At 52.4% G+C, this 26,358-nt stretch carries 24 protein-coding genes; 9 read left to right on the top strand and 15 right to left on the bottom strand.

Translation table 11 applies throughout. From position 1 onward, the window contains the following. The first annotated feature begins 150 nt into the window (after positions 1 to 150). The 7 genes from yqaB to FDX22_RS14235 all read left to right on the top strand — a co-directional run bounded on the left by yqaB (position 151) and on the right by FDX22_RS14235 (position 9,439). Positions 151 to 717 (top strand): fructose-1-phosphate/6-phosphogluconate phosphatase, encoded by a 567-nt coding sequence (gene yqaB, locus FDX22_RS14265; protein WP_096755991.1) that lies wholly within the window; start codon positions 151 to 153, stop codon positions 715 to 717. Further along, on the top strand, positions 714 to 1,142 hold the full coding sequence (locus FDX22_RS14260; RefSeq protein ID WP_115257642.1) for a YqaA family protein: 429 nt from the start codon (positions 714 to 716) through the stop codon (positions 1,140 to 1,142). Before yqaB ends, FDX22_RS14260 begins: the two co-directional genes overlap by 4 nt. 77 nt (positions 1,143 to 1,219) lie before the next feature. Next, a complete protein-coding gene (gene gshA, locus FDX22_RS14255) occupies positions 1,220 to 2,776 on the top strand; it encodes a glutamate--cysteine ligase (RefSeq protein WP_115257643.1) in 1,557 nt (518 codons plus the stop codon). A gap of 149 nt (positions 2,777 to 2,925) precedes the next feature. Further along, entirely contained in the window at positions 2,926 to 3,441 is a 516-nt protein-coding gene (gene luxS, locus FDX22_RS14250) for an S-ribosylhomocysteine lyase (protein WP_135911530.1), read from the top strand. Positions 3,442 to 3,770: 329 nt separating this feature from the next. Then, complete coding sequence (locus FDX22_RS14245) at positions 3,771 to 5,129, top strand: glycoside-pentoside-hexuronide (GPH):cation symporter (RefSeq protein ID WP_115257645.1); 1,359 nt, start codon at positions 3,771 to 3,773, stop codon at positions 5,127 to 5,129. Positions 5,130 to 5,212: 83 nt separating this feature from the next. Next, on the top strand, positions 5,213 to 6,583 hold the full coding sequence (locus FDX22_RS14240) for a carbohydrate porin (RefSeq protein WP_137399109.1): 1,371 nt from the start codon (positions 5,213 to 5,215) through the stop codon (positions 6,581 to 6,583). 78 nt (positions 6,584 to 6,661) lie between these two features. Then, on the top strand, positions 6,662 to 9,439 hold the full coding sequence (locus tag FDX22_RS14235; protein ID WP_135911532.1) for a glycoside hydrolase family 3 N-terminal domain-containing protein: 2,778 nt from the start codon (positions 6,662 to 6,664) through the stop codon (positions 9,437 to 9,439). Between the two features lie 50 nt (positions 9,440 to 9,489). Here the strand turns inward: FDX22_RS14235 and emrB are convergent, their stop codons facing one another. From emrB to FDX22_RS14165, 14 genes are all read right to left on the bottom strand, one after another. Then, entirely contained in the window at positions 9,490 to 11,028 is a 1,539-nt protein-coding gene (gene emrB, locus FDX22_RS14230) for a multidrug efflux MFS transporter permease subunit EmrB (RefSeq protein ID WP_115257648.1), read from the bottom strand. A gap of 16 nt (positions 11,029 to 11,044) precedes the next feature. Next, positions 11,045 to 12,217 (bottom strand): multidrug efflux MFS transporter periplasmic adaptor subunit EmrA, encoded by a 1,173-nt coding sequence (gene emrA / locus FDX22_RS14225; protein WP_096755997.1) that lies wholly within the window; start codon positions 12,215 to 12,217, stop codon positions 11,045 to 11,047. Positions 12,218 to 12,347: 130 nt separating this feature from the next. After that, complete coding sequence (mprA, locus tag FDX22_RS14220; RefSeq protein WP_096755998.1) at positions 12,348 to 12,878, bottom strand: transcriptional repressor MprA; 531 nt, start codon at positions 12,876 to 12,878, stop codon at positions 12,348 to 12,350. A gap of 90 nt (positions 12,879 to 12,968) precedes the next feature. Then, entirely contained in the window at positions 12,969 to 13,304 is a 336-nt protein-coding gene (gene ygaH, locus FDX22_RS14215; protein WP_096755999.1) for an L-valine transporter subunit YgaH, read from the bottom strand. Beyond that, positions 13,294 to 14,031, bottom strand: a complete 738-nt coding sequence (locus tag FDX22_RS14210; RefSeq protein WP_115257649.1) for an AzlC family ABC transporter permease — start codon at positions 14,029 to 14,031, stop codon at positions 13,294 to 13,296. The genes ygaH and FDX22_RS14210 overlap by 11 nt, the downstream gene beginning before the upstream one ends. Before the next feature lie 122 nt (positions 14,032 to 14,153). Next, positions 14,154 to 15,338: an MFS transporter gene (locus tag FDX22_RS14205; protein ID WP_146717381.1), complete on the bottom strand. Its 1,185-nt coding sequence runs from the start codon at positions 15,336 to 15,338 to the stop codon at positions 14,154 to 14,156. A gap of 200 nt (positions 15,339 to 15,538) precedes the next feature. Next, positions 15,539 to 16,534 carry a glycine betaine/L-proline ABC transporter substrate-binding protein ProX gene (gene proX, locus FDX22_RS14200; protein ID WP_115257650.1) on the bottom strand — a complete coding sequence of 332 codons (996 nt, stop codon included), beginning with the start codon at positions 16,532 to 16,534 and terminating at the stop codon, positions 15,539 to 15,541. Between the two features lie 69 nt (positions 16,535 to 16,603). Beyond that, positions 16,604 to 17,668 carry a glycine betaine/L-proline ABC transporter permease ProW gene (gene proW, locus FDX22_RS14195; RefSeq protein ID WP_146717380.1) on the bottom strand — a complete coding sequence of 355 codons (1,065 nt, stop codon included), beginning with the start codon at positions 17,666 to 17,668 and terminating at the stop codon, positions 16,604 to 16,606. After that, positions 17,661 to 18,863 carry a glycine betaine/L-proline ABC transporter ATP-binding protein ProV gene (gene proV / locus FDX22_RS14190; RefSeq protein ID WP_146717379.1) on the bottom strand — a complete coding sequence of 401 codons (1,203 nt, stop codon included), beginning with the start codon at positions 18,861 to 18,863 and terminating at the stop codon, positions 17,661 to 17,663. Before proV ends, proW begins: the two co-directional genes overlap by 8 nt. 354 nt (positions 18,864 to 19,217) lie before the next feature. Beyond that, positions 19,218 to 20,177: a class 1b ribonucleoside-diphosphate reductase subunit beta gene (gene nrdF, locus FDX22_RS14185; protein WP_135911535.1), complete on the bottom strand. Its 960-nt coding sequence runs from the start codon at positions 20,175 to 20,177 to the stop codon at positions 19,218 to 19,220. Positions 20,178 to 20,187: 10 nt separating this feature from the next. Beyond that, entirely contained in the window at positions 20,188 to 22,332 is a 2,145-nt protein-coding gene (nrdE, locus tag FDX22_RS14180) for a class 1b ribonucleoside-diphosphate reductase subunit alpha (RefSeq protein ID WP_146717378.1), read from the bottom strand. Further along, positions 22,305 to 22,715: a class Ib ribonucleoside-diphosphate reductase assembly flavoprotein NrdI gene (gene nrdI / locus FDX22_RS14175; RefSeq protein WP_146717377.1), complete on the bottom strand. Its 411-nt coding sequence runs from the start codon at positions 22,713 to 22,715 to the stop codon at positions 22,305 to 22,307. The genes nrdE and nrdI overlap by 28 nt, the downstream gene beginning before the upstream one ends. Further along, entirely contained in the window at positions 22,712 to 22,957 is a 246-nt protein-coding gene (nrdH, locus tag FDX22_RS14170; RefSeq protein WP_135911538.1) for a glutaredoxin-like protein NrdH, read from the bottom strand. Before nrdH ends, nrdI begins: the two co-directional genes overlap by 4 nt. 225 nt (positions 22,958 to 23,182) lie before the next feature. Next, positions 23,183 to 23,614 carry a carboxymuconolactone decarboxylase family protein gene (locus FDX22_RS14165; protein ID WP_096756008.1) on the bottom strand — a complete coding sequence of 144 codons (432 nt, stop codon included), beginning with the start codon at positions 23,612 to 23,614 and terminating at the stop codon, positions 23,183 to 23,185. Positions 23,615 to 23,704: 90 nt separating this feature from the next. On the opposite strand from FDX22_RS14165, the gene FDX22_RS14160 reads away from it, so the two are divergent. Beyond that, positions 23,705 to 25,039, top strand: a complete 1,335-nt coding sequence (locus FDX22_RS14160; RefSeq protein ID WP_146717376.1) for a PLP-dependent aminotransferase family protein — start codon at positions 23,705 to 23,707, stop codon at positions 25,037 to 25,039. Positions 25,040 to 25,162: 123 nt separating this feature from the next. Then, positions 25,163 to 25,513, top strand: a complete 351-nt coding sequence (locus FDX22_RS14155) for a DUF2002 family protein (RefSeq protein ID WP_096756010.1) — start codon at positions 25,163 to 25,165, stop codon at positions 25,511 to 25,513. Positions 25,514 to 25,548: 35 nt separating this feature from the next. Here the strand turns inward: FDX22_RS14155 and alaE are convergent, their stop codons facing one another. Then, on the bottom strand, positions 25,549 to 25,998 hold the full coding sequence (alaE, locus tag FDX22_RS14150; RefSeq protein WP_096756011.1) for an L-alanine exporter AlaE: 450 nt from the start codon (positions 25,996 to 25,998) through the stop codon (positions 25,549 to 25,551). Positions 25,999 to 26,358: the final 360 nt, after the last annotated feature.

The raw sequence follows: 26,358 nt of genomic DNA, 5'->3' as shown, positions 1-26,358 counted from the left end.
ATTTTCATCGCATATTTCTGCGAAATAATCCCCAGTATCATCTCTCTTTTTCTGAATCAAACTTCTAAAACAATCCTCAATTCGCTGTCAGCGACAAAATCAATCAATTACGATAAAGTAACGTCTGGTCATTCGGCTTGTGAGAAGACGATGTACGAACGTTATGCGGGTTTGATTTTTGATATGGATGGCACCATTCTCGATACCGAGCCAACGCACCGTAAAGCGTGGCATGAGGTGTTAGGGCGTCATGGGCTCCGTTTTGACGAGCAGGCCATGGTCGCACTCAACGGTTCCCCAACGTGGCGTATTGCACAGTCAGTCATTGAACTGAATCATGCCGATCTCGATCCCCATGCGCTGGCGCGTGAAAAAACCGACAGCGTTAAAAGCATGCTGTTGGATAGCGTTCAGCCATTGCCGCTTATTGATGTTGTTAAAGCCTGGCATGGTCGTCGGCCTATGTCGGTCGGAACCGGGAGCGAAAGTGCCATTGCAGAGGCGCTGCTCGCGCATTTAGGGCTACGTCACTATTTTGATGCCGTCGTCGCAGCTGACCACGTACAACGCCATAAACCCGCACCTGACACGTTTTTACTGTGTGCCGAGCGTATGGGCGTTGTCCCGACTCAATGCGTGGTATTTGAAGACGCTGACTTCGGCCTGCAGGCTGCACGTGCGGCCGGTATGGATGCCGTGGATGTCCGGTTATTGTGAGTGATGGACTGTCACTCCTGTCACTGTTTGCCAGCAGTTTCCTCAGCGCCACGCTGTTACCTGGAAATTCTGAAGTTGTTTTAGTGGCTCTGCTGGTTTCCGGGGTGAGTCATCCCTGGGTCTTAGTCTTAACAGCAACAATGGGTAATAGCCTTGGAGGGTTAACTAACGTTATCCTTGGGCGTTTCTTCCCGTTACGTAAAACGTCACGATGGCAAGAGAAAGCGATGGGGTGGCTGCAGCGCTATGGCGCTGTCACACTATTATTAAGCTGGATGCCGGTTGTGGGGGATTTGCTGTGCCTGCTAGCGGGATGGATGCGCATCTCGTGGGGGCCAGTACTCTTTTTTTTATGCCTTGGCAAAGCGTTGCGTTATGTTGTGGTCGCAGCGGTTACGACGCAGGGCATTATGTGGTGGCACTAATTGTGTTGTGGAAATGCCTGTAGGGTAACCAATACTATGATGCTAATTAAAACGATTTTGACAGGCGGGAGGTCAATTTGATCCCGGACGTATCACAGGCACTGGCCTGGCTGGAAAAAAATCCTCAGGCGTTACAGGGGATTCAACGTGGTCTGGAGCGCGAAACGCTGCGTGTTAATGCTGATGGCTCATTGGCGACGACAGGCCACCCGGATGTGTTAGGCTCAGCGCTGACGCATAAATGGATAACAACGGATTTTGCCGAAGCGCTGCTGGAGTTTATTACTCCTCCGGGCGACGACATCCAGAAAATGCTCACGTTTATGCGTGATCTGCATCGCTATACCGCCAGAAATCTGGGCGACGAGCGTATGTGGCCACTGAGCATGCCTTGCTATATCGCTGAAGGTCAGGATATTGAACTGGCGCAGTACGGTACCTCGAATATTGGTCGTCTGAAAACGCTCTACCGTGAAGGTCTCAAAAACCGTTACGGCGCGCTGATGCAAACGATTTCCGGCGTTCACTATAATTTCTCGCTGCCGATGGCATTCTGGCAGGCGAAATGTGGCGTAACGGACGATGAAGATGCCAAAGAGAAAGTGTCTGCTGGCTACTTCCGCCTGATCCGCAACTATTATCGTTTTGGTTGGGTGATCCCGTACTTGTTTGGCGCATCTCCGGCGATTTGTTCTTCTTTCCTGCAAGGAAAGCCGACAACTCTACCGTTTGAAAAAACGGACTGTGGTATGTATTACCTGCCGTACGCGACATCGCTGCGCCTGAGCGATTTGGGTTATACCAATAAGTCGCAAAGCAATCTCGGTATTACGTTTAACGATTTGCATGAGTATGTGGCAGGATTAAAACGCGCGATTAAAACCCCTTCCGAGGAGTACGCGGCGATCGGTCTGGAGAAAGACGGTAAACGTCTGCAAATTAACAGCAACGTACTGCAGATTGAAAATGAACTGTATGCGCCTATTCGCCCGAAACGGGTAACCCGTAGCGGTGAATCGCCGTCAGATGCGCTGCTTCGCGGCGGCATTGAATACATTGAAGTGCGTTCGCTGGATATTAACCCCTTCTCACCCATCGGCGTAGATGAGCAGCAGGTACGTTTCCTCGATCTGTTTATGGTGTGGTGTGTCCTGGCGGACGCTCCGGAAATGAGCAGCGATGAACTGCTCTGCACGCGTACCAACTGGAATCGTGTGATTCTGGAAGGACGTAAGCCGGGCCTGACGCTAGGCATTGGCTGTGAAACCGCCCAGTTCCCGCTGCCGAAAGTGGGTAAAGATCTGTTCCGTGACCTGAAGCGCGTGGCGCAAACGCTGGACAGCATCCATGGAGGAGAGGAGTATCAAAAAGTCTGTGACGAACTGGTTGCCTGCTTTGATAATCCTGAACTGACATTCTCCGCGCGGATCCTGCGGTCAATGATTGATACGGGCATTGGCGGCACGGGCAAAGCGTTGGGCGAGGCTTATCGCAATCTGCTGCGTGAAGAGCCGTTAGAGATCGTGCAGGAAGAGGCGTTTATTGCTGAAACAGCGGCTTCAAAGCGTCGTCAGCAGGAGATTGAAGCGGCGGATACTGAGCCGTTTGCCGCGTGGCTGGAAACGCACGCTTGATACAAAAGAAAAAGGCCACTCGGGAGTGGCCAAAATTTCATCTCTGAAACCAGGGATGATGATAACAAATGCGCGTCTTTCATATACTCAGACTCGCCCCGGAACAAAGAGTTCAGATTATTTTTAAAAATTTTATCGGAGGTGGCTAAATGCCGTTGTTAGATAGTTTTACTGTCGATCACACCCGGATGGAAGCTCCCGCAGTCCGGGTTGCAAAAACGATGAACACCCCGCATGGCGACGCCATCACCGTGTTTGATCTGCGTTTCTGCATTCCGAACAAAGAAGTGATGCCTGAAAAAGGGATCCACACGTTGGAACACCTGTTTGCCGGGTTTATGCGTAACCACCTTAACGGTAATGGCGTTGAGATTATCGATATCTCTCCAATGGGCTGCCGTACTGGCTTCTACATGAGCCTGATTGGCACGCCGGACGAACAGCGCGTGGCTGACGCCTGGAAAGCGGCGATGGCTGACGTGCTGAAAGTGCAGGATCAAAATCAGATCCCGGAACTGAACGTCTACCAGTGTGGTACGTATCAAATGCATTCGCTGAGCGAAGCGCAGGAAATTGCCCGTCATATTCTGGAACATGACGTACGTGTTAACAGTAATGAAGAGTTGGCGCTGCCGAAAGAAAAATTGCAGGAACTGCATATTTAGTCTGGTTTATTACGTTTTCCTGTTATTCGAAAACCCCGGCCTGCAACCGGGGTTTTTTATTATCATTTTCCCTTAGCCATAAAATATTTATATTACATTTGTTTGGTGAATATTATTTTGTGTTAATAACTAACAAGTTCGCAACGAATAAAACGTGAGCGAAGAAACAAAAATAAGGGCCAATAAGTAAACCTACCTCGCTGCGATCACATAAAGAAAAAAACATAAACAGTTAACAGAAAAACATAATGGATTAGGCCAGATAAGATGTTTTAAAAATACCCTACGACAGAAACCGGTTACATTTTTGTATTGGCAAAGGAGTTTGTATGTCTACAGGGGACAAGATATCGATCAGGGAAAAGGTGGGGTACAGTCTGGGTGACGCGGCCAGCCACATCGTTTTTGACTCTTCGGTGGCAATTCTTGCGTATTTTTATACTGATATTTATGGTTTACCGCCTGCGGTAATGGGAACGATGTTTTTATTGGTCCGCTTGCTGGATGCGATTACCGATCCCATTATGGGGGCGATTGCCGATGCAACCTCCACGCGCTGGGGACGTTTTCGCCCATGGCTACTGGCGATTTGTGTACCCTTTGCCGTCAGCTGTGTGCTGGTTTATTCCATTCCTGATTTTTCCGACAGTGGAAAAGTGGTCTATGCGGTGGCGGCATATATCTTTATGACGCTGATGTATACAGCCATTAATATTCCTTACTGCTCACTGGGTGCTGCGCTGACGTCCGACCCGCGTGAAAATCTGTCCTTGCAGTCATGGCGTTTTGCGATTACGCCAATCGGCGGTGCGCTGGGAACGGCGTTAATTTTACCGCTGGCAGATTATCTCTATCCTGGTGATAGAGCGACGGGGATTCAGGTTTCAATGGCTATCTTCGGCGTCATTGGTTGTCTGATGTTTATCATCTGCTTTTTAACCACCAAAGAACGTGTGCAGCCGATCAAAGAGGAAAACCTCAATATTACCCGTGATGTAAAAATTTTATTCAAGAATGAACAGTGGCGAATTTTATCTGTTTATAACTTTATGATGCTGGTTGCGGTGGTGCTGCGCGGTGGGGCAGTCGTTTACTACGTTAACACGGTGCTGAACAAAGGCGCTGATATTATTACCATCTTTATGCTGGGTAGCATGTTTGCCTCAATGCTGGGGTCGATACTTGCTAAACCCTTTGGTACCCGGTTCTGTAAAATCAAACTCTCTTTTTGGGTTAACTTACTCACAGCCGTATTTGGTGTGCTGTGCTTCTTTGTGCCGGTTCAGTATTGGATAGTTGTGCTTGCGGTTCATATTATTATTTCCATTATTCAGGGCGGTAATGGTGCTCTGCAATGGTCGATGATTACCGATGCGAATAATTACGGTGAATGGAAAACGCACCGTCGAATTACCGGAATGAACGTCGCAGCAAATATTTTTGTCATCAAATTGGGTGTTGCCGTTGGTGGTGCTATTTTGGGCTGGGTACTCGCAGCATTTGATTATGCCTCAGGTAGTGCTGTGCAGTCCGCGTCTGCCGTACAGGGCGTTACGTTATTATTCACCATTATTCCTGCAATATTTTATATTCTGACGGCATTCTCTATTAAATTCTATGGATTAACAGAAGCAAGAATGAATGGCATTGTCACCGACCTTAAAAGCGGTAAGTTTGCGCATTCCTGATAATAACCAAAATATTGTAATAGCAGGAGGATGAGATGTTTACGACATCTCATCTGGTATACATCAAACTTTAGGGATGAATAATGAAAGCGAAATATTTGGCGCTGATGATCGGTGCTTGCTTATCTCAAAACCTGTGGGCTGCAAATAATAGTAGCATTGAGCAACGCCTTGCTGAACTGGAGCAGCGTGTTATTCGCGCAGAACAGCGGGCAACTGACGCCGAGTCGCAGGTTCAGTCGCTACAGCAACAACAGGTAGCGGCAGCACCTACGGTGAAAGTTGAATCAGCCGAACCCGTCGCAGCAGGCGCTAACCCACCAAAACTGACGTTATCCGGATTCAGCGATATTAAATTCTACGGTGATGTGGAGTTTAATATGGATGCTGCCAGTCGTTCCGGTAGCCTGACATCAATGCGCACCTCCGCCAACAAAGACTGGGCGCCGGGAACCAATGAGCGCTGGGATATCAACGGACGTCTGCTACTGGGATTTGATGGCTACCAGCGGCTGAACAACGGTAACTTTGCCGGTTTCTCGGTCCAACCGCTGGCTGATCTGACCGGCAAAATGAATCTCGATGATGCGGTCTTCTTCTTTGGGCGTGAGAACGACTGGAAAATTAAGGTCGGGCGCTTTGAAGCCTATGATATGTTCCCGCTGAATCAGGATACCTTTGTTGAGTATTCGGGGAATACGGCGAATGACCTCTACAGTGACGGCTACGGCTACATCTATATGATGAAAGAGGGGCGTGGACGTAGCGACAGTGGCGGTAACTTCCTGCTGAGTAAAACCATCGATAACTGGTATTTTGAAGTGAATACGCTGCTGGAAAATGGCAGTACGTTGTTCTCCGAGAAGCAGTATCACGGCATGGATTTAACCAGCGATAAAAATGTGGCCTATGTTCGACCGGTTATCGCCTGGCAAAATGGCCGCTTCTCCACGGCGCTGGCGATGGAAAGTAATGTCGTGAATAACGCCTATGGTTATTACGATAACGGCAAGTGGATCGATCAGTCAGATCGTACGGGCTATGGTTTTACCATGACCTGGAACGGACAAAAAACCGATCCTGAAGAGGGGGCTGTCATTAACCTCAACACGGCGTATATGGATGCGACCGATGAAACCGACTTTACTGCCGGGGTGAATGCGTTATGGCATCGCTTTGAACTGGGTTACATCTATGCGCATAACAAAATTGAAGCGTTCAACGCGACCAATATTGATGCCGTGTGTGAAGATGACTGCTGGATCACCGATCCAGGCAATTATGATATCCACACCATCCATGCTTCATATTTATTCCCCAACGTGATGGATATGAAAAACTTTAATATCTATCTCGGTGCCTATGCCTCATGGGTCGAGGCCGATCCACATAACGGCGACAGCAGCGAAGATGCGCGTTACGGCGGACGTCTGAGATTCAAATATTACTTCTGATAATCACAAGGCCCATCAACGATGGGCCTTGTTTTATTTCAGTACAGAATAAGGCAATTGACACAGGGCTTCTCAATTATGCATTTGAATTTTATGGGTAAACCGCTTGACGGGTTTAGCGAGTTTGCCACGATTGTTGCGGCACAAGGGGCGGTACTACTTAAAAATGATCATGCGGTGCTTCCCCTGCGCCCTGAGGATACTATTGCGCTGTTTGGGCGCACGCAGATTGATTATTACCGCAGTGGGACAGGGTCGGGCGGGGCCGTTAACGTTGTCGCGCAATGTCACTTACTACAGGCTTTGCGCGAACGCTGTTCTGCACGGTTAAACCCCGTGCTGGCGCAGAAGTATGAGCAATGGGTCGGTGAAAATCCGTTTGATAACGGCGGCGGCGGTTGGGCACAGGAACCCTGGTTTCAACAAGAGATGCCGCTGCAGGAAGGCGAAGTGGCGCAGGCGAAGACGATATCGCAAAAGGCCGTTGTGGTTATTGGTCGAACCGCTGGAGAAGATAAAGACAATGCCGATGTTGCTGGCGGATATCGACTGACCCCTGACGAATTTTCTCTGCTGGCCTGCGTCTGTCGTCACTTTAACGATGTGATAGTCGTACTCAATATTTCTTCTATTATCGACATGTCGTGGGTTGAGACCCCGGAATTACGCGGGCGAATTGGGGCGATACTATGCGCCTGGCACGGTGGTGCGTTTGGCGCACAGGCCGTCGCCGCGTTATTGTGCGGCGAGATCACGCCCTGCGGAAAACTGACCGACAGTATTGCGTACTCACTGGAGGATTACCCCTCTGCCTCCTGCTGGGGAAGCGACAGACAGAATATTTATCAGGAAGATATTTATGTCGGTTATCGTTATTTCGAAACGTTTTGCCCTCAGCGCGTGCAGTATCCCTTTGGCTTTGGGCTTTCCTATACGTCATTTACCCTTGAGGTTATCTCTGCGGAGGTGATTACCGATCCCCTCAGCTTTCAATTAAGCGTTGCGGTGCAGAATACGGGCGAAACCTGGGCGGGGAGTGAGGTTGTTCAAGTCTATCTGCAAGCACCGCAAGGCGCGCTGGGTAAGCCCTCGCGCGTGCTGGTTGCCTTTGGTAAAACCCATCTCCTGCAACCGGGAGAGCGTGAAATTATTGATCTGGCGATCCCTGGCGAGCGTCTGACATCGTGGGATGACAGCGGGGATAGCGGTCATCCGCACTGTTGGTTACTGGAAGCGGGCGGGTATTGTTTGTTCGTCGGTAACAGCGTGCGCGACCTCCAGCCGGTTAGCTTCGCGGGGCGTGAAGAGCTCATCGTGCCATCCGTCCAGGTTTTCTCCCGCCATGAACAGGCGCTGGCGCCCAGCGTGGCGTTCTCCCGCCTACGGCCTGGTCGTCATCAACAGGGGAGCTGGTTAGAGGCATGGGAGGACACGCCGCGCCGCTCTTTCTCCTTACGCGATCGTATCTTATCGCGTTTACCTCCCGCGCAGCCGTTGACCGGCAACAAAGGCATCCATTTCAGCGATGTTGTGCAAGGCCATCGTTGTCTGGAGACATTTCTGGCCCAGCTTTCCGTGGAGGAATTGGCCTGTCTGGTGCGCGGAGAGGGGATGTGTAGTCTCAAAGTGACGCCCGGCGTGGCATCTGCATTTGGCGGAGTGACCGACAGTCTGCGAGAAAAAGGGATACCCGTGGCGTCTACGGCGGATGGTCCATCGGGTATCCGCATGGATAATGGCGCAAAAGCCACGTTGCTTCCCAGTGGGACGTTGCTGGCCTGCACATGGGATCCGGTGCTGGTTGAGCGCCTGTATATGATGGAAGGAAAGGAGCTACAGCAAAATCACATTGATGTTCTGCTGGGGCCGGGTCTGAATATTCACCGTCATCCACTGAACGGGCGCAACTTTGAATATTATTCGGAGGACCCTTTAGTGACAGGCATGATGGCTGCTGCGATGACGCGAGGTATTCGCGCTGGCGGGGGCATTGCGACGCTGAAACATTTTGCCTGTAACAGTCAGGAGTTTTCCCGCGCCCAGGTTGATGCGGTGGTCTCGGCCAGGGCGTTACGTGAAATCTATCTGAAGGGATTTGAATATGCCGTCAAACACGGTGGCGCGAGTGCGGTGATGACCGCCTATAACCCCGTCAATGCGCACTGGTCTGCTGCGAATTATTGCCTGAACACGACAATATTACGCGACGATTGGGGATTTCAGGGCATTGTGATGACGGACTGGTGGGCAAAAATGAACGATCCTGTCACTGCGGGGGAGGCGAGTGTTAACAACACGGCGGCGATGATCCGCGCGCAAAATGACCTCTATATGGTGGTCAATAACAACGGTGCGGAGATTAATGCCGGTGATGACAATACGCTCTCAGCGCTGGAGGACGGAACGCTGACGCTGGGGGAACTGCAACGTTGTGCCCGCAATATTCTGAGTTTTCTCCTGTCTACGCAGGTAGCTAAACGGGGAGACGTGCCGCGGGTAACCAGGGCTAAATTCCATGCGGATGCTATGCTGGCGGATAGGGGAGCTATCAAGGTAGCGTCGGTATCACGGCTGCGCTACAGCGGAGAGAGGGTGATTAGCCTTGAGAAGGATGCGACCTACGATCTGCTGCTCAGCGCGTCATCGGCGGGGCTGGCGTTAGCCCAGACTGGATGCAACTTACTGCTCAATGGCTGCGTGGTCGCCACGATCCAGACCCACGGGGCGCTGGGGAAGCAGATTACGCAGAAGCTATGCCGCATCGATATGACAGCGGGTAACTATCTGTTGCAGTTTGAGGCGACCAAACCGGGCATGGTGATCGACTGGCTTGAGTTCAGACAGGTAACGGATTAGCAATCTGGTATGTAATAAAAAGGGATCCGCAGATCCCTTTAAACATCGAGTTAGTGCGCTCCACCGCCGCCGCCGCCCGCGCCGAATGGCGGTTTGGCGAACCACACCAGGCTGAGCAGTAGGATGAATATCCCCGCCGACATCCAGAAGATTTCGTTGGCGGAAATTATCAGCCCCTGATTGGTAATTTGCTGCGCTAGCCAGCCGGAGGCCTGCTGCTGGGTCATCCCAAGATCCTGCAACTGGCTATACATCGCCTGCGCATTAGGGTTGTAGGGGTTTACTGACTCCGTCAACTGCGCGTGATGTAGCGACTCACGGCTAGTCCACATCGTTGTGGTAATCGATGTGCCGATTGAGCCTGCCAGCGTTCGCGTAAAGTTAGACAAGCTTGACGCCGCTGCCAGACGCTCAGGCGGTAAGCCAGACAGCGTGATGGTGGTCAGTGGCATAAAGAAGCAGGCTACGGCGAACCCCTGAATAAATTGCGGCCAGGCCGATGCGCCAAAATCCATACCGGGTTCGAACGTCCACGCGCGCCAGTAGAAACAGACGGCATACATAATAAAACTAAACGTGACCAGCCGACGCATATCCAGCTTGTGGGCGAAACGACCAATAATCGGCGACAGGATCACCGGGATTATCCCCACCGGTGCGGAGGCCAGGCCTGCCCAGGTCGCTGTATATCCGTAGACCTCCTGCAACAACTGCGGCAGCAGGACGATAGCGCCGAAGTAGAGCATATAGGCCAGGCTGATACACAGGCAGCCGATGGTAAAGTTTCGCGACTTAAACAGCGAGAGATCGACAATCGGGTTATCGTCGGTAAGCTCCCAGACAATCAGGAAGCTGATGGCTACCACGGCGACGACCGTCAGGATAATTATCTCCTGCGAGGCGAACCAGTCCAGCTCTTTACCGCGATCGAGCATAATCTGCAAACTGCCGATACCAACAACCAGCAGCGCCAGACCAATAGCGTCAATGCGTCGCTGTTCGGTACGGGTTTCCCGGCCGCGCAGGGTTTGTAGCGTCATCAACACCACCACCGCCCCGATCGGCACGTTAATGAAGAATATCCAGCCCCAGTGATAGTTGTCGCTGATATAGCCCCCGAGAATCGGGCCACAAATAGGGGCGACAATCACCGTCATCGACCACAGCGCGAGGGCGATAGACCGTTTGGCGGGCGGATAGTTATTCAGTAACAGGCTTTGTGAAAGCGGAATTAATGGACCGGCGACAATCCCCTGAATCACGCGGAAGAAAATCAGCATGGTCAGGCTGTTGGACATCCCACACGCCCAGGACGCAATGACAAAGCCGATGGTGGACCACATGAACAGCTTTACTTCGCCAAAGCGTTTGGCCAGCCAGCCGGTGATCGGAATGGAGATAGCATTCGCCACCCCGAAAGAGGTGATCACCCAGGTCCCCTGGCTCAATGAAGAGCCAAGGTTCCCAGCAATAGTGGGGATCGCCACGTTAGCAATGGTGGAGTCCAGCACCTGCATGAATGTCGCCAGTGACAACGCGATCGTCATAATGACGAGCTGCGCGCCTTCCAGCGGTTTTTGCTGTTGCATCACACGCACCTTTGAATTAGCCCGCGTTGGCCCGCACGATCTCTTCGATCATTTTATTGACCGGAGCAAGGTTGATTTCTCGAGCATTACTTTCTGCAACCGGCGTCGTACGCACCTGGCTTGCCAGAATCTGTCCGTCACGATTTTGGGTATCGACCGTTACCAGCGTAGACAGGCCAATACGCAGTGGATGTTGCGCTAACTGCTGGGCATCCAGTTCAATACGCACGGGCAGACGCTGGACGACTTTGATCCAGTTACCGGTTGCGTTCTGTGCTGGCAGCAGCGAGAAGGCGCTACCGGTCCCCATATCGAGACCGACAACCTTACCGGTGTATTTCACGTCATCGCCGTAAATATCACTGATCACCGTTGCTGGTTGGCCGATGCGCATATGCGCAAGCTGGGTTTCTTTGAAGTTGGCGTCCACCCACAGGTTGGTGGCAGGGACAACGGCCATCAGCGGTGTGGTTGGGCTAATCTGCGCGCCAGGCTGCACGGCACGACGGGACACGTAGCCGGTCATCGGGCTAACAATTTTGGTACGTTCCAGCGCCAGCCAGGCATTACGCACTTCGGTGGCCGCTTGTTGCACGGCAGGCTGGTCTTCAAGCTTACTGCCGAGGATCATCGCCTGGTTGGCATTGTATTGCTGTATTGCGACATCAAGCTGAGCCTGCGCGCTGGCAACGGCATCACGCGCATGTTGCAGTTCTTCGCGACCGATCAGGTTAGCATTTCCCAATGGGACGCGGCGATTAAAGTCGCTTTGTGCCTGCGCCAGGGCGGTTTTCTGCACCTCAATGCTGGCCTGAAGCTGCTTGCTGTTGATCATCAACTGGTGCGTCTGGCGCACGCTGGAGGCCAGCGCGGTCTTGGCTTTTTCAAGCGCCTGCTTAGCGTCCGTCTGGTCGAGGGTCACCAGCACGTCGCCTTGTTTGACATAGTCAGTGTTATCAGCCCAGACTTTCGTCACGCTGCCTGATACCTGCGCCATGATTTGAACCTGGTTCCCTGCCACGTACGCATCGTCTGTCTCTTCTACATGACGCAGTACTAAAAACCAATAAATCCCATATGCCACGGCAATGATAATAAAGAGCAAGGTCAGAAGCAGCAGCATACTTTTACGTTTGCCATTCTTCTTGACCGGTTGCTGCGGGGTTTGAGTCTCCGCATTTGCGCTCATGTTGTTCTCCACGATCTTATTTTTTTTCACATCGGCTGAGCCGACCTGTTTATCAGAAAGGCCAGCAGGGTGACCTGCTGGCCTGTCGGTTTTTCATTTATCAATCTGGATTTTTGAGCGTGTCGGCGCGTTAACGCAGCGCGTCGAGTACCGTGCCATCCTGTTCCATCTGATCAAGACGGGTCAGAAGCTTGCGGGTGATGTGCTCAAGCTGATCTTTTTCTGTGGTGCTAAGAGATGACCAGAGCTGATGCAGACAGTTATGCTGAGGCGGTAACACCTCTTGCAAGAATGCATGGCCTTTCTCGGTCAACTGTAGATGCAGGCAGCGGCGATCGTTATCGCTTTCGCGACGCTCGATCCAGCCACGTTTTTCTAACTCATCCGCGATACGCGTGGCGTTAGTCCGCGACGAACCCAGTGCGCAACTCAGTTCAGAAGGCTGAATACTGTGGTTTTCCTGAGACTCCAGCGTAATCAACGCCATAAACAACGTCTCGTTAATCCCTTGAGCTTTCAGCATTTTATTGCGGTTTTCCAGCAGCTTGCCCTGCATGTGCATGCAAAGACGAGTCAGAAGAACTTCCTGGTAAGGGAATTCTTCGTAGCGGCTGGCGCGAAATTTTAGCATTTGTTCAATGGGCGTAAACGAACTATCCATTTGGGTATAACCTCATTAATTTCAGCCGATATAGTAACGACAGTGACAAATAAAGTAAATGTATTATTTATTTAAAATGATTATTTTTACCTATAAAACAACCCACATTTTCCAGGCTAATCCGTAGCCCAGAGCACTCAGCAATGTCGGAATGATGATGCTGCGGGTCTTAAAATAGCTTGCGCCCAGTACAACAAACCCCACCAACGTTGGCACAAACCGACGAGCGTCGTGCATAACTTCAGGTGCGGTAGACACCACCAGTAGGGCGCAAATTGATGCTATGCCAATGGTGTCGAGTAAAATGCCGGTTGCGCCGCGTTTTGTCGGGCGAACATTTCCCACCCCCAGACGCAGCGGTAAATAACGAAAGCAGTAGTTGACGCCGCCAACCAGCAGGCCAAGCAGCAGAACCTCATAACTCATCAGGCGCCCCCTGCCAGAATGACTGGATAAGCGCCGTCAGACATCCGCAAACAATGCCAGCGAGTATGGCGGCAGGAATAGAAAAAAACGTCACGCCCGCCAGTGCTCCGCCGAGTGCCGCGGTCACACACAGCGACTGTTTACGCTGAAATGACGCGAGCAGAAAACTCATAAACAGCGCCGGGAGCATAAAACCTAGCGCCGCTTCGACCGCCGGAAAATCCTTCAGTAAGCCACTGCCGGAGAATGCGCCAATAATCGTACCGAATACCCAGGAAATCCAGGCACATAGTGCGATCCCCATCATCCAGTTTTCACTCCAGCGGCGATTGTCCCGCACCAGCTTCGCCGTTGCGGCGGCAAACACTTCATCAGTGAGGCCAAAGGCCCACACTGCGCTTTTAGGTTTACTGAGTCGTTGGGCGATGCGGCTGCGCAGGGAAGGGCCATACAACACATGGCGTACGTCCATGGCCATCACGGTGAGCGCGGCGACCCATAGCGAACTGCCCGCGGCAAGCATGGTAGTGATGACGAATTGGCTGGCACCGGCATAGATAATGCAGGAGAAAAAGACGCTTTCGACGGGCGTAAAGCCCAGACGAGTGGCATTGAGACCAAATGCAAAGGCGACCGGAATATAGCTGATGACGATCGGCAGACTGTCTTTGAATCCTTCCGTTAAGGTTGCCGGGCTGGGGTCTGACTGGGGAACAGGGCTTTCCATAGGATTATAGGCTTCATTACCGAAATTTAAATAACCTGGCTCAATGAGTTATAACCTTAGCAGACTGATGAGCTCCTTAACACCCTGAGGAGCTCAATCAGCGGCAAACACGCGCGATACGCTTAAATTACGGCTTCCTGGCGGTGAAAACCTCGCCACCAGACCAGCAGGTTGAGTACGGCAACGGTCGATCCTGCCAGACAAACGCCAGCCCAGCCGGCATGCTGCCAGGCAGAGGCTGAAATCAGTGAACCTGCCGCCCCGCCAATAAAATAGCTGGTCATATAGCCGGCGGTCAGTCGGTTACGCGCATCCGGGTGAATGCGGTAAATAACCGTCTGGTTGGTGATATGCACGCCCTGAACGGTGAGATCCAGTACCAGAATGCCAATTATCAGCATCGGTACTGACGTATGACCCAACCAGATTGCCAGCCAGGAGAGCAGCAGTAACAACAGACCTAATGTCGTGGTGAGATGGGATTTGCCCTTATCAGCAAATCCACCTGCAGGACGAGCGCCGAGCGCACCGGCGGCACCGGCCAGACCAAACAGGCCAATCATGCCTTCTGAATAGTTAAACGGCGGTGCCGCCAGCAAAAATGCCATTGATGTCCAGAGAATACTAAAGTTGGCAAACGTCAGGCAGCCCAGCATCGCTCGGGTACGCAGCAGTTTATCGTGGATAAACAGGCTGAAGACCGAGCCTAACAACTGTGGATAGTTGAGATGGGTTTCTGATTTCATCTTCGGCAGTCCGTGCCATAGCGCGATAGCCATTAGCGCCATCAGCACCGAGGCGACCCAAAATACCGTGCGCCAGCCGCCGAGATTCGCCAGCAGCCCGGCCACCGTACGAGCCAGTAAAATCCCCAACAGCAGACCGCTCATAATGGTGCCGACAACTTTGCCGCGTGTCTCCGGCGTGGCGAGTGTGGCCGCCAGCGGAACCAATATTTGTGCTACGACGGAAAACAACCCGGTCAGTGCCGTGCCGAGGATCAGCATGCCCAACGACTGGCTGCTGGCGGTAATCAACATGCCGCCAGCGGCGAGTAACGTCATGGACACGATAAGCCCCCGCCGCTCAAACATATCGCCAAGCGGTACCAGAAACAGTAGGCCCGCGGCGTAGCCAAGCTGTGCCGCGGTGACGATAAAGCCTGCGGTACTGGCTGATAATGAGAAGTTGCGCGCGATGGTATCGAGCAGCGGCTGAGCGTAATAGTTACTGGCGACGGCGAGACCCGTGGCGATGGACATGAGCAGGATCAGCGATCGGCTAAGTCCCTGAGAGGAATTTGTCATTGTTTTCAGCTGAATAATGGATTTCTGAAACAATCATAACGGAAGTGGATAAATGTTGCTGATTTGTTAGGTGATGGATTGTGCGGTTTCGGGCGAGTGAAGAGATGCGTGCCGGATAAGGCGCATTGCGCCACCATCCGGCATTGGTGTGGTTACTTACTGTGCCTGATGGCGCTACGCTTATCAGGCCTACGAGTGGGTTACTTCTGCGCAGCTAATGCCTCTTTTACCCAGCCGTCGAACTGCTGCTGGTGGGCTTTGATCCAACCGTCAACGTGACCCTGCACATCGGCTTCGGAAGCTTTGCCCTCATGCATCATCGCGTTCTGTGCGTTGATGTCCGCCAGTGGCAGCTTGATTATGGCAAACAGCTTCGCCGCGGCCGGGTTTTTCTCTGCCCATGCCTTGTTGGCAACGATATGCATGGTGTTGACCGGGAAGCCGTAGTTCGCGCCGTTTGGCAGCTTGGTGTCAATGTCTTTCTGCTCACCCGGCAGGGAAGAGAACGGCACCTGCAGCCAGACCACGTCTTTGCCCGGCTTCATCACGTCGCTCACCCAGTATGGTGTCCAGGTGTAGTAGAGAATCGGTTTGCCTTCTTTAAAGCGCGTGATGGTGTCAGCCATCATCGCCGCGTAGTTGCCGTGGCTGACGTCGACCGTTTTTTCCAGATCGAAGGCTTTATTCTGGTGGTTGATGACCGCTTCGCAGCCCCAGCCTGGCGAACAGCCCATCATGTCAGCTTTACCGTCGCCGTTGGTATCAAAGATTTTGGCAATCTTTGGATCTTTCAACTGGGCGATATTGGTGATTTTGTACTGCTCAGCGGTTTTTTTGTCGATCAGATACCCCTGTGCAGCCCCCGTCACGAATACCCCTTCGCGATAGAACTTTTTGTCTCCGCCCGCGGCGGCGTACATGTCGTCATGCAGTGGCTGCCAGTTCACGGCGGTAAAGGTGGCATCGCCAGAAGCAATAGAGGTGTAGCCGACGTTGTAATCAACTTCGCTGGCTTTGTTGACGGTATAACCCAGTTTTTCCAGCGCACGAGCGACCAGCTGTGTCTGGAACGATTCTTCAGAGATCGTGCTCTGGATAGGTTGCACGGTGATGCCTTTGCCCGGCAGGTCGGCAGCGAAAGCGCTGGTGGAGACAAGGGTGGCAAACGCTGTGGCAAAAAGTACGGTATGTCGCATCGTTATTCCTTTAATTATTGGAGGGACGTGCAGGCCCGGTAAGCGCAATACCACCGGGCAACAGGTGAATTACTTAGTGAATGGGCGGGTGATAAGCCCAACAGGGCCGGTGGTGTACCAGCGACGGTTACCCCGGCTGCGCGAGTCGCGACCGACGGCCTGCGTCAGGCGGTCCAGAATGATGGCGAGGATCACAATCCCAACCCCGCCAACGGTAGCCAGCCCCATATCGAGACGCCCGATACCGCGCAGTACCATCTGACCCAATCCACCGACGGCGATCATCGAGGCGATGACGACCATGGAAAGCGCCAGCATTAGCGTCTGGTTAACCCCCGCCATAATGGTGGGCATCGCCAGCGGCAGCTGGACTTTAAACAGCATCTGACGCGGGCTGGCACCAAAGGAGCGAGAAGCTTCAATCAGATCGGCTGGCACCTGGTTAATACCCAGAATGGTCAGACGCACAATCGGTGGCAGGGCGAAGATAATCGTCACCACGACGCCCGGCACGTTACCAATGCCGAATAACATCACAATCGGCACCAGATAGACGAACGCAGGCGTGGTTTGCATGGCATCGAGCAGGGGACGAACGATCTTTGCCGCACGCGGACTGCGCGCCAGCCAGATCCCCATCGGTAAACCGATTAGCACACAGAACAGCAGCGCGGTCAGCACCAGCGCCAGGGTAATCATCGCCTGTGACCAGGCGCCAATCGCGCCAATCGCGACCAGTGAAATCAGCGTGGCAACGCCCATCCCGATGCCGGAAATCTGCCAGGCGATTAAAGCGAAAAGAATAATCGCCACCGGCGCAGGCATCCCCAGCAGCAGTTGCTGGAAGCCGTTGAGAATGTAATCTACCGGGACACGAATACCCTGGAAGACGGGACGAAAATGGGTCACCACCCAGTCGATCCCTTCGGTGACCCAGCTATCGAGCGGGATCAGCGTTTTATGGAACGGATCCATAATATTGAAATGCTCAGGTGCTGGCGCGGGCGCGCTGGTCAGCCAGTCTGCGCTACCGCCGTCGGCAGGCGCGCTTGACGCGGTGCCCCAGGCATCAGCGGATTGTGCAGCGCTATCGGCTGCTGGTGTCGTGTCCCACGGATTTGTTTGATCAGTCATTGTTTGCCCCCTCGCGATCTAAAGCCTGTAGCAGCATGCGTTTGGAAATAATGCCCACATACTGATGTTCCTCATCGACAACCGGTACCGCGCACGGTGCTTGCCCGACATGAGAAAGCAGCTCGCTCAGCGGCGTTTTCGCCTCTACGGCTAACGGTTCGTCGATCAGTGCGGCTTCAATACCCTGCGCCTGACGTAAGGCGGTTTTTAATGAGTCGATGGAGACCACGCCAACAAACTTGTTTCCGCGTTCAATCACGTAACCAAATTCACGATCTTTATCCTGCAATAATTGCAGTGCCGAACGTGGGCCAATCCCTGGTGTTTTGCGAATTAAGCCTTCAGGGCTACGACGGGAAATATCTTTCGCGCTGAATACCTGGCTAATATCAACACCACGGAAGAAGGTGCGCACATAATCATTGGCCGGGTTATTCAGGATTTCATCCGGGGTACCGACCTGCACCACTTCACCATTTTGCATAATAGCGATGCGATCACCAATGCGCATGGCTTCGTCGAGATCGTGGGAAATAAAGACCACGGTTCGCTGATGCTTTGCCTGCAGTTTTACCAACTCATCCTGCATCTCGGTACGAATTAAAGGATCGAGCGCAGAGAAGGCTTCATCCATTAATAAGATGTCAGGGTTAATGGCTAATGCGCGGGCGAGACCGACACGCTGGCGCATACCACCGGAGAGTTCATCCGGGTATCCGTGAGCGTAATTCTCAAGCCCGACCTGGCGGAGCGCATCCAGCGCTTTTTCACGACGTTCATCCGCAGCAATACCGGCTAACTCCATACCGAAGGCCGTATTGTCGAGTACCGTCATGTGCGGCATTAGGGCAAAGGACTGGAATACCATCGCAATCTTTTTTCTGCGCACCTCGCGAAGCTCGGCATCAGATATCTTGGCGATATCCACGCCGTCAATCAGTACCTGCCCGCGGGTGGGTTCAATCAGGCGATTGAGAAGGCGTACCATTGTGGATTTACCCGAACCGGATAATCCCATGATGACAAATATCTCGCCTTCTTCAATGGCCAGACTGGCGTCTTTAACGCCAAGCGATAGCCCTGTTTTTTCCAGAATCTGCTCTTTTGAAAATCCTTTTTCAATATATTTGAACGCTCTCTGGGGATGCTCGCCAAATATCTTATAGAGATTTTTAACTTCTAATTTAATTGCCATGCAATAGAATTATTCCTGTTATTTGTTTATATCGATATAGTACCTGGTGAAAATAGTTATCTTTTTCTACCCTAACATACTGAGAATCTGAGACAACCCTGAATTTGGTTGTGGCATGAATATTGCCAAAGGCCAGATGGCGAGATTTCCCGTGATATAAGGGCTGAGCGTGGATGAAACTTCTTTGATATTTTTTGTAAATGGCAGTAAAAAGTCGCCTGAATTGTTGAAACTCAGGCGAATAATGCGGCTAATATTGAGTGTAGATCACACAATGATATTTGTGTGATAAAAATGTGATCCCGTTAAAATATTAACGCGAAAAGTGTAGGGTATTTTCCGCGAAAATGAGATCTAGAAATTCCAGTCGTCGTCTTCAGTTTCGACGGCTTTCCCCATCACGTATGACGAGCCTGAACCGGAGAAAAAATCATGGTTTTCATCGGCGTTGGGCGACAGCGCGGCGAGGATTGCCGGATTGACATCCGCCATTTCCACCGGGAACAGGGCCTCATAACCCAGGTTCATCAAGGCTTTATTGGCGTTGTAACACAGGAACGCTTTCACCTCGTCGGCCCAGGCGGTTTCGGCATACAACACTTCCGTGTAGTGAACTTCGTTATCGTACAAATCCATCAGCAGATCGAGGGCAAAATTCTTCAGTTCCTCACGAGCAGACAGTGAAATATGCTCCAGCCCCTTTTGATATTTATAACCAATGTAATAACCGTGAACGGCTTCATCACGAATAATCAGACGGATGAGATCGGCGGTATTGGTCAGCTTACCGCGGCTGGAGAAATACATCGGCAGCCAGAAGCCGGAATAGAACAGGAACGATTCCAGAAATACGCTGGCAATTTTCTTCTTCAGTGGATTATCGCTGGCGTAATGCTGCAAAATAATCTGCGCTTTGCGTTGCAGCGCGGCATTTTCCTCACTCCAGGCGTAGGCCGCATCCACATCTTTGGTCTGGCAAAGGGTGGAGAAAATAGAGCTGTAGGAACGAGCGTGCACCGCTTCCATAAAGCTGATATTTGACAACACCGCTTCTTCATGTGGGGTTAATGCATCCGCCATCAGCGCGGGCGCGCCGGCAATATTCTGAATGGTGTCGAGCAGCGTCAGCCCGGTAAAGACGCGAATGGTGAGCTGCTGCTCGGCGACGCTCAGCGTTTGCCAGGCGGGAATATCATTCGACAGCGGGACTTTTTCTGGCAACCAGAAATTACTGGTCAGCCGGTTCCACACCTCCAGATCTTTGTCATCCTCAATTTTGTTCCAGTTGATGGCGCTCACGCGGTTTAGCTTCATCCTGCTCTCCTTACAGCGCGCATGACACGCAGCCTTCAATTTCAGTACCTTCCAGCGCCAGCTGGCGCAGTCGGATGTAGTACAGCGTTTTGATGCCTTTTTTCCACGCGTAGATTTGCGCTTTGTTGATATCGCGGGTGGTGGCGGTGTCCGGGAAAAACAGCGTCAGCGACAGCCCCTGATCGACGTGTTTGGTTGCCTCGGCGTAGGTATCGATGATTTTTTGTGGGCCAATCTCGTAGGCATCCTGATACAGCGCCAGATTTTCGTTGGTCATAAACGGGGCAGGGTAATACACACGCCCGGTTTTACCCTCTTTGCGAATCTCCACCTTAGACACAATCGGATGAATACTTGAGGTGGCATGGTTGATGTAGGAGATGGAGCCGGTTGGCGGCACCGCCTGTAAATTCTGGTTATAAATACCGTAGCGCATTACATTCTCACGCAGCTGTGACCACATTTCACGCGTCGGCAGCGTCACGCCGCGATTGGCAAACAGCGCGCGGACTTTCTCGGTTTTTGGTTGCCAGTCGCCGCTTAAATAGCGATCGAAATACTCGCCGCTGGCGTAGCGCGACTGGTTGAATCCGGCAAAGGTCTGGCCACGCTCTTTGGCCAGCAACATGGAGGTATGCAGGGCATGCCAGGTGACGGTGTAGAAATAGAGATTGGTGAAATCCAGCCCCTCCGCTGAACCATAGGCAATACCTTCGCGCGCCAGATAGCCATGCAGGTTCATCTGCCCCAGCCCAATCGCGTGCGAAGCGCTGTTCCCGGCTTCAATCGACGGAACGCTGCGGATGTGGCTCATGTCGGAGACGGCGGTTAAGCCGCGAACCGCTGTTTCAACGGTGCGGCCAAAGTCCGGCGAATCCATGGTGTGGGCGATGTTCAGCGAGCCGAGATTGCAGGAGATATCGCGTCCAATCTGCGCATAGTCGAGGTTTTCATCGTAGGTTGAGGCGCTGTTGACCTGCAAAATTTCCGCGCACAGGTTGCTCATGTTAATGCGACCGGCAATCGGGTTGGCGCGGTTCACCGTGTCTTCAAACAGGATGTAGGGGTAGCCGGACTCAAACTGGATTTCCGCCAACCGCTGGAAGAAGTCACGGGCGTTAATGTACCGCTTGCGCACGCGTGCGTCGGCGAGTAACTCGTCATAGCGTTCGCTGACGGCGATGTCGCTAAACGGTTTCCCGTAAATATGCTCCACGTCATAGGGGGAGAACAGCGCCATCTGCGCATTCTCTTTTGCCAGACGGAAGGTAACATCCGGGATCACCACGCCAAGTGACAGCGTTTTAATGCGAATTTTTTCATCGGCGTTTTCGCGCTTGGTATCGAGAAAGCGCAGAATATCCGGGTGGTGCGCGTGCAAATACACCGCACCCGCGCCCTGTCGCGCGCCCAGTTGGTTGGCATACGAAAACGCATCTTCCAGCATTTTCATCACCGGGATCACCCCGGAAGACTGGTTTTCAATACGCTTAATCGGTGCTCCGGCTTCGCGCAGGCTGGAGAGTAGAAACGCCACGCCGCCACCGCGTTTGGAAAGCTGCAGCGCCGAATTTACCGCCCGACCAATGGACTCCATATTGTCTTCAATACGTAACAGGAAGCAGGAGACCAGCTCGCCGCGCTGGGCTTTGCCGCAATTAAGGAAGGTTGGCGTGGCGGGCTGAAAACGCCCGGCGAGCATATCGTCGGTGAGTCGCAGGGCAAGCGTCTCATCACCCTGTGCCAGCGTCAGCGCCACCATCGTCACGCGATCGGCAAAATCCTCGAGGTAGCGTTTACCGTCAAAGGTTTTCAGCGTATAGCTGGTGTAATACTTCCATGCGCCGAGAAAGGTCTGGAAGCGAAACCCGCTGGCGTGAGCGTGGGCAAACAGCTTCACCACGAAAGCGCGATCGTAACGGGTTAAAACGCTTTCGTCGTAATAACCTTCGCTTACCAGCGTATCCAGACGCGCGTCCTGGCTGGCAAACACCACCGAGTTGGGCTGCACGTGATTTGTCATAAACGCGTCCACCGCCTGATGGTCTTTCTCAAACTGAATACGCCCGGCGTTATCGTACAGATTCAGCATGGCGTTAAGTGCGTGATAATCCAGCGTGGGCTGAACTACGCGTTCTGCGGTTGTTGTTGCCAAAATTCGCTCACTCCTTTTCGCACGTTGTCGATGTCGCCTGGCGTCCCCATCAGCTCAAAGCGATAGAGCCACGGCACGGCGCATTTTTGTGAAATTACGTCACCCGCGCGGCCGTAGGCGTCGCCGAAATTGCGATTGCCGGCGGCGATGACGCCGCGAATTAACGCCCGATTATGGGGATCGTTTAAAAAGCGGATCACCTGTTGCGGGACCGCGCCTGCCGTACCGCCGCCGCCGTAAGACGGCACGACTAAAATGTAAGGTTCGTCTACCTGGATCCGCTCGCGTTCGTTAAGAGGAATTCGCACGGCGGGCAGCCCCAGACGCTGTATAAAACGATGGGTATTTTCAGAGCTGCTGGAGAAGTAGACGAGGGTGCTCATGTGTTGGCCACATGGGGCTGCGGACGCAGACGATTGATCATGTCCGGGCGAAATCCTGACCAGCGGGTTTCCCCTGCTACCACCACCGGTAATTGGCGAAACCCCTGCTCGCGCAGGGTTTCTGCCAGCTCGGGTGCCAGATCGACATTGATCATCTCGATGTCAAGCCCACGACCTTCCATCGCCCGTTTCGTGGCGTGGCACTGAATACAGTTATTGCGAGTGTAAATAATAATACGCATGATTCGTATTTCCATTTATGGGTGTAAAAGCGGCGCTATAATGGCGTCGGGTTGTGTGTGTCGTGATGTAATCAATACTAGATGTAGTTTATAAAAGATTCAACCATACAAGATATGGGATTTTAGAGTGGTAAGGGGCCGGGAGATGAGTGTGGCGGAGGGCGGGGTATGTAGCATTACGGGTTGCCGGATAAGGTGTTTCCGCCGCCATCCGGCACCACAGAATTACATGCGCATGCCTACTGCCAGACGGTTAAAGCAGTTCATCAGGCTAATGGCGAACGTCAGATCGCTTATTTCTTTGGCGCTAAAATGGTTCAGCAGCGGCATATAAACGTCGTCTTCTGCGTGCGTCGAGGCGATGTGGGTAACGGATTCGGCCCATGCCAGCGCTGCGCGTTCCTGATCACTGAAATGGTGGCTGACGCGCCATCCTGCCAGCGCATCCAGTTTGGCCTGCTCTACGCCAGACTTACGCAGGGCTTTACTGTGCATTTCCAGACAAAACGCGCAGCCGTTGATTTGCGAGACCCGCAGGTAAATCAACTCCGTCAGTGTAGGCTCCAACGCGCAGTTTTCCAGCGCTTTGCTGGCCTGAACCAGAGCGTTATAGATTTCAGGGCTAAGTTCATAATAGGGCTGGCGTAACATCGTCATGGTATTTCTCCTCGTTTGGATGACCCGCAATGTATCACTATAATGGTCTGCTAAAGAGAGCCATATTGTTATCAAAAAAGCAGACCATAAATGCCACGCTACCAGCAAATCGCCCGTCAGTTAAAAACCGCTATTGAGAAAGGGGAACTTAAGCCTGGCACACGCTTGCCGTCCAGCCGCACCTGGTCCCAGGAACTGGGCGTTTCACGCTCGACGGTGGAAAACGCCTACGCAGATCTGGTGGCGCAAGGCTGGCTGGAACGACGCGGGCAGGCCGGAACGTTTGTCAGTCAGCAACTGCGACTGGACACTTCGCCCGTCGCACCAACGGTCTTTGCCGGAGAAAACCCTACACCGCAACTTTTTCAGATGGGATTACCGGCGCTCGATCTCTTTCCCCGCGAAGTCTGGGCGCGGGTGATGGGGCGGCGTTTACGCACGCAGACACGTTCCGATCTCGCCTTGGGTGATGTCAGCGGCGAACTGTTGCTACGCCAGGCGATCGTTGATTATCTGCGCGTATCCCGCAGTATTGAGTGCCTGCCAGAGCAGATTTTTATTACTTCGGGCTATGCGGCCTCCATGACCTTAATCCTGCGGGCGCTGGCAAATCCCGGCGCAGGAATGTGGGTAGAAGATCCCGGTTTTCCGTTGATCCGCCCCGTTATAACGCAGGAACAGGTTGAACTGCTGCCCGTCCCGGTCGATGGCGAGGGTCTGGATGTGAGCGCCGGGATCCGCAACTACCCTCAGGCGCGTTTTGCCCTCCTCACGCCAGCCCATCAAAGTCCGTTGGGCGTTGCTCTCTCGCTTGACCGTCGACACCAATTGCTGGAGTGGGCCGCCCATGCGCGGGCATGGATCATTGAAGATGACTACGACAGCGAGTTTCGCTACCACGGAAAACCGTTGCCGCCGCTAAAAAGCCTGGATGCGCCGCAGCGGGTGATTTATGCCGGTACCTTCAGCAAATCATTATTTCCGGCTTTACGTACAGCCTGGTTGGTGGTGCCGGTGACGGAGGTCGCGCGCTTTCGCCGCCAGGCGGCGCTGACGGCTTGTAACGTGCCGCTGTTATGGCAGCAAACGCTGGCGGATTTTATTCGTGATGGCCATTTCTGGCGGCACCTGAAAAAAATGCGCCAACACTATTCCCAGCGGCGTCAGTGGATGGAAAGTGCGCTGACGGAATACGGCTTTACCGTTGTACCTCAGCAAGGCGGAATTCAACTGGTGATATCGGTGAGCGGCGAAGATACGGCGTTGGTGCGCAAAGCGAATCAGGCTGGTCTGGCGGTTCAGGCGTTAAGCCAATGGCGAATAACTTCAACGGGAGAGGGCGGTATATTACTGTCATTTACCAATATCCCGTCGGTGGAAATGGCCCGGCAGGCCGCCCGTCAACTTCGGCTGGCAATAACCTGATCCAGCGCCATGCTTAAGATAGCCGCTTCACTCTCTTCATGCGTTTATGGACTTTTCTGAAAGCGTTGCTAATGCTGAATCAGGTAAGGTAAGCCCGCGGTAAAAGATAACGAGGAAAAATATATGTATTTAAGACCCGATGAGGTGGCGCGCGTACTTGAGAAAGTAGGCTTTACCGTGGATGTAGTGACGCAGAAAGCGTACGGTTATCGACGTGGCGAGAACTATGTGTATGTTAATCGTGAAGCGCGTATGGGACGCACAGCATTAGTGATCCACCCCACGTTAAAAGAACGAAGTTCTTCGTTAGCGGATCCGTCAACGGATATTAAAACCTGCGATCACTATCAGCAATTCCCGCTTTATTTAGCCGGAGAAACCCATGAACATTATGGTATTCCACACGGCTTCAGCTCGCGTATTGCGCTGGAACGTTATTTAAATGGGTTGTTTGGTGACGTGAGTACAAACTAAAGACGCGACTGGCGGGGCCAGTCGCGAAGAGACGTTTAGGCTTTCGCCTGATGATAGCTGCTGACTTTAAACAGGCGGCGGCAATAATCAAGGAAGTAGCCGTACACCGCACCCATCAACATTGAAACCACGATGTTGGAACTGACGGCCGCCGTGATCTGGTGCCAGTCTGCGCCAACTGTGAGCAGAATGACCACATACACCGGTGACTGGAAGGTCACGTATGCCAGCACATCCGCCAGATTTTTTGCCCATCCCGCCGGTGTGGCTTTACGCGCCGCACGCATAAACAGATCGCGGTACATACCGTAAGGCCAGGCGATCAGAATGTTGACAGGAATCGCCACCAGTCGGGAAGAGAGCGACTGCTCAAAGGTCATTCCGGAAAGGAATACTTCAATCAACATGTTCACGACAGAACAGTAAACAACCATCGCGAACGTGTCTGCTACAGCATGACGCAAGCGTGACTGCGGAGAGAACATGTTAATGCTCCTTGTAAGAAGAGGTAAAAAGGTATCGTATACCTTGTTGCTAGTGATTTGTTTTGCTGCTTTCGCGTTTCAATAGGATATCTGCCTGCATAATAACTATCAACTAGCTTAAAATTTTTATTTATTGTCTTTTTGTCGATAAAATGCTCTGTAATGGTCTGTTTTTTGTTCGTTTTGGCATTTTCGTTGTCATGTTGATTAAATGTCTTTCAAATCATTATGTTATATTGATTTGTTTTTCTGGTTTTTTTACGAACTTTTCTAGATGTTTTTGAATATTACGCCGACATATTTATTTTTATTATCGGGTCATTACAAAATTGCATTGCAGGATGTCCCTGCGATGGGGTG

This window comes from Citrobacter sp. TBCS-14, from assembly GCF_005280805.1.
Taxonomy (GTDB): Bacteria; Pseudomonadota; Gammaproteobacteria; order Enterobacterales; family Enterobacteriaceae; genus Citrobacter; species Citrobacter gillenii.
Note: the sequence above shows the minus strand (reverse complement) of the source record. Positions and strands in the feature narration are given on the sequence as shown.

What these genes read in the sequence shown, in the direction of transcription:
- yqaB (WP_096755991.1), top strand. Translation starts at nt 151, where the DNA reads ATGTACGAACGTTATGCGGGTTTGATTTTTGATATGGATGGCACCATT.
- luxS (WP_135911530.1), top strand. Translation starts at nt 2,926, where the DNA reads ATGCCGTTGTTAGATAGTTTTACTGTCGATCACACCCGGATGGAAGCT.
- FDX22_RS14245 (WP_115257645.1), top strand. Translation starts at nt 3,771, where the DNA reads ATGTCTACAGGGGACAAGATATCGATCAGGGAAAAGGTGGGGTACAGT.
- FDX22_RS14240 (WP_137399109.1), top strand. Translation starts at nt 5,213, where the DNA reads ATGAAAGCGAAATATTTGGCGCTGATGATCGGTGCTTGCTTATCTCAA.
- FDX22_RS14235 (WP_135911532.1), top strand. Translation starts at nt 6,662, where the DNA reads ATGCATTTGAATTTTATGGGTAAACCGCTTGACGGGTTTAGCGAGTTT.
- emrB (WP_115257648.1), bottom strand. Translation starts at nt 11,028, where the DNA reads ATGCAACAGCAAAAACCGCTGGAAGGCGCGCAGCTCGTCATTATGACG.
- emrA (WP_096755997.1), bottom strand. Translation starts at nt 12,217, where the DNA reads ATGAGCGCAAATGCGGAGACTCAAACCCCGCAGCAACCGGTCAAGAAG.
- mprA (WP_096755998.1), bottom strand. Translation starts at nt 12,878, where the DNA reads ATGGATAGTTCGTTTACGCCCATTGAACAAATGCTAAAATTTCGCGCC.
- ygaH (WP_096755999.1), bottom strand. Translation starts at nt 13,304, where the DNA reads ATGAGTTATGAGGTTCTGCTGCTTGGCCTGCTGGTTGGCGGCGTCAAC.
- FDX22_RS14210 (WP_115257649.1), bottom strand. Translation starts at nt 14,031, where the DNA reads ATGGAAAGCCCTGTTCCCCAGTCAGACCCCAGCCCGGCAACCTTAACG.
- FDX22_RS14205 (WP_146717381.1), bottom strand. Translation starts at nt 15,338, where the DNA reads ATGACAAATTCCTCTCAGGGACTTAGCCGATCGCTGATCCTGCTCATG.
- proX (WP_115257650.1), bottom strand. Translation starts at nt 16,534, where the DNA reads ATGCGACATACCGTACTTTTTGCCACAGCGTTTGCCACCCTTGTCTCC.
- proW (WP_146717380.1), bottom strand. Translation starts at nt 17,668, where the DNA reads ATGACTGATCAAACAAATCCGTGGGACACGACACCAGCAGCCGATAGC.
- proV (WP_146717379.1), bottom strand. Translation starts at nt 18,863, where the DNA reads ATGGCAATTAAATTAGAAGTTAAAAATCTCTATAAGATATTTGGCGAG.
- nrdF (WP_135911535.1), bottom strand. Translation starts at nt 20,177, where the DNA reads ATGAAGCTAAACCGCGTGAGCGCCATCAACTGGAACAAAATTGAGGAT.
- nrdI (WP_146717377.1), bottom strand. Translation starts at nt 22,715, where the DNA reads ATGAGCACCCTCGTCTACTTCTCCAGCAGCTCTGAAAATACCCATCGT.
- nrdH (WP_135911538.1), bottom strand. Translation starts at nt 22,957, where the DNA reads ATGCGTATTATTATTTACACTCGCAATAACTGTATTCAGTGCCACGCC.
- FDX22_RS14165 (WP_096756008.1), bottom strand. Translation starts at nt 23,614, where the DNA reads ATGACGATGTTACGCCAGCCCTATTATGAACTTAGCCCTGAAATCTAT.
- FDX22_RS14160 (WP_146717376.1), top strand. Translation starts at nt 23,705, where the DNA reads ATGCCACGCTACCAGCAAATCGCCCGTCAGTTAAAAACCGCTATTGAG.
- FDX22_RS14155 (WP_096756010.1), top strand. Translation starts at nt 25,163, where the DNA reads ATGTATTTAAGACCCGATGAGGTGGCGCGCGTACTTGAGAAAGTAGGC.
- alaE (WP_096756011.1), bottom strand. Translation starts at nt 25,998, where the DNA reads ATGTTCTCTCCGCAGTCACGCTTGCGTCATGCTGTAGCAGACACGTTC.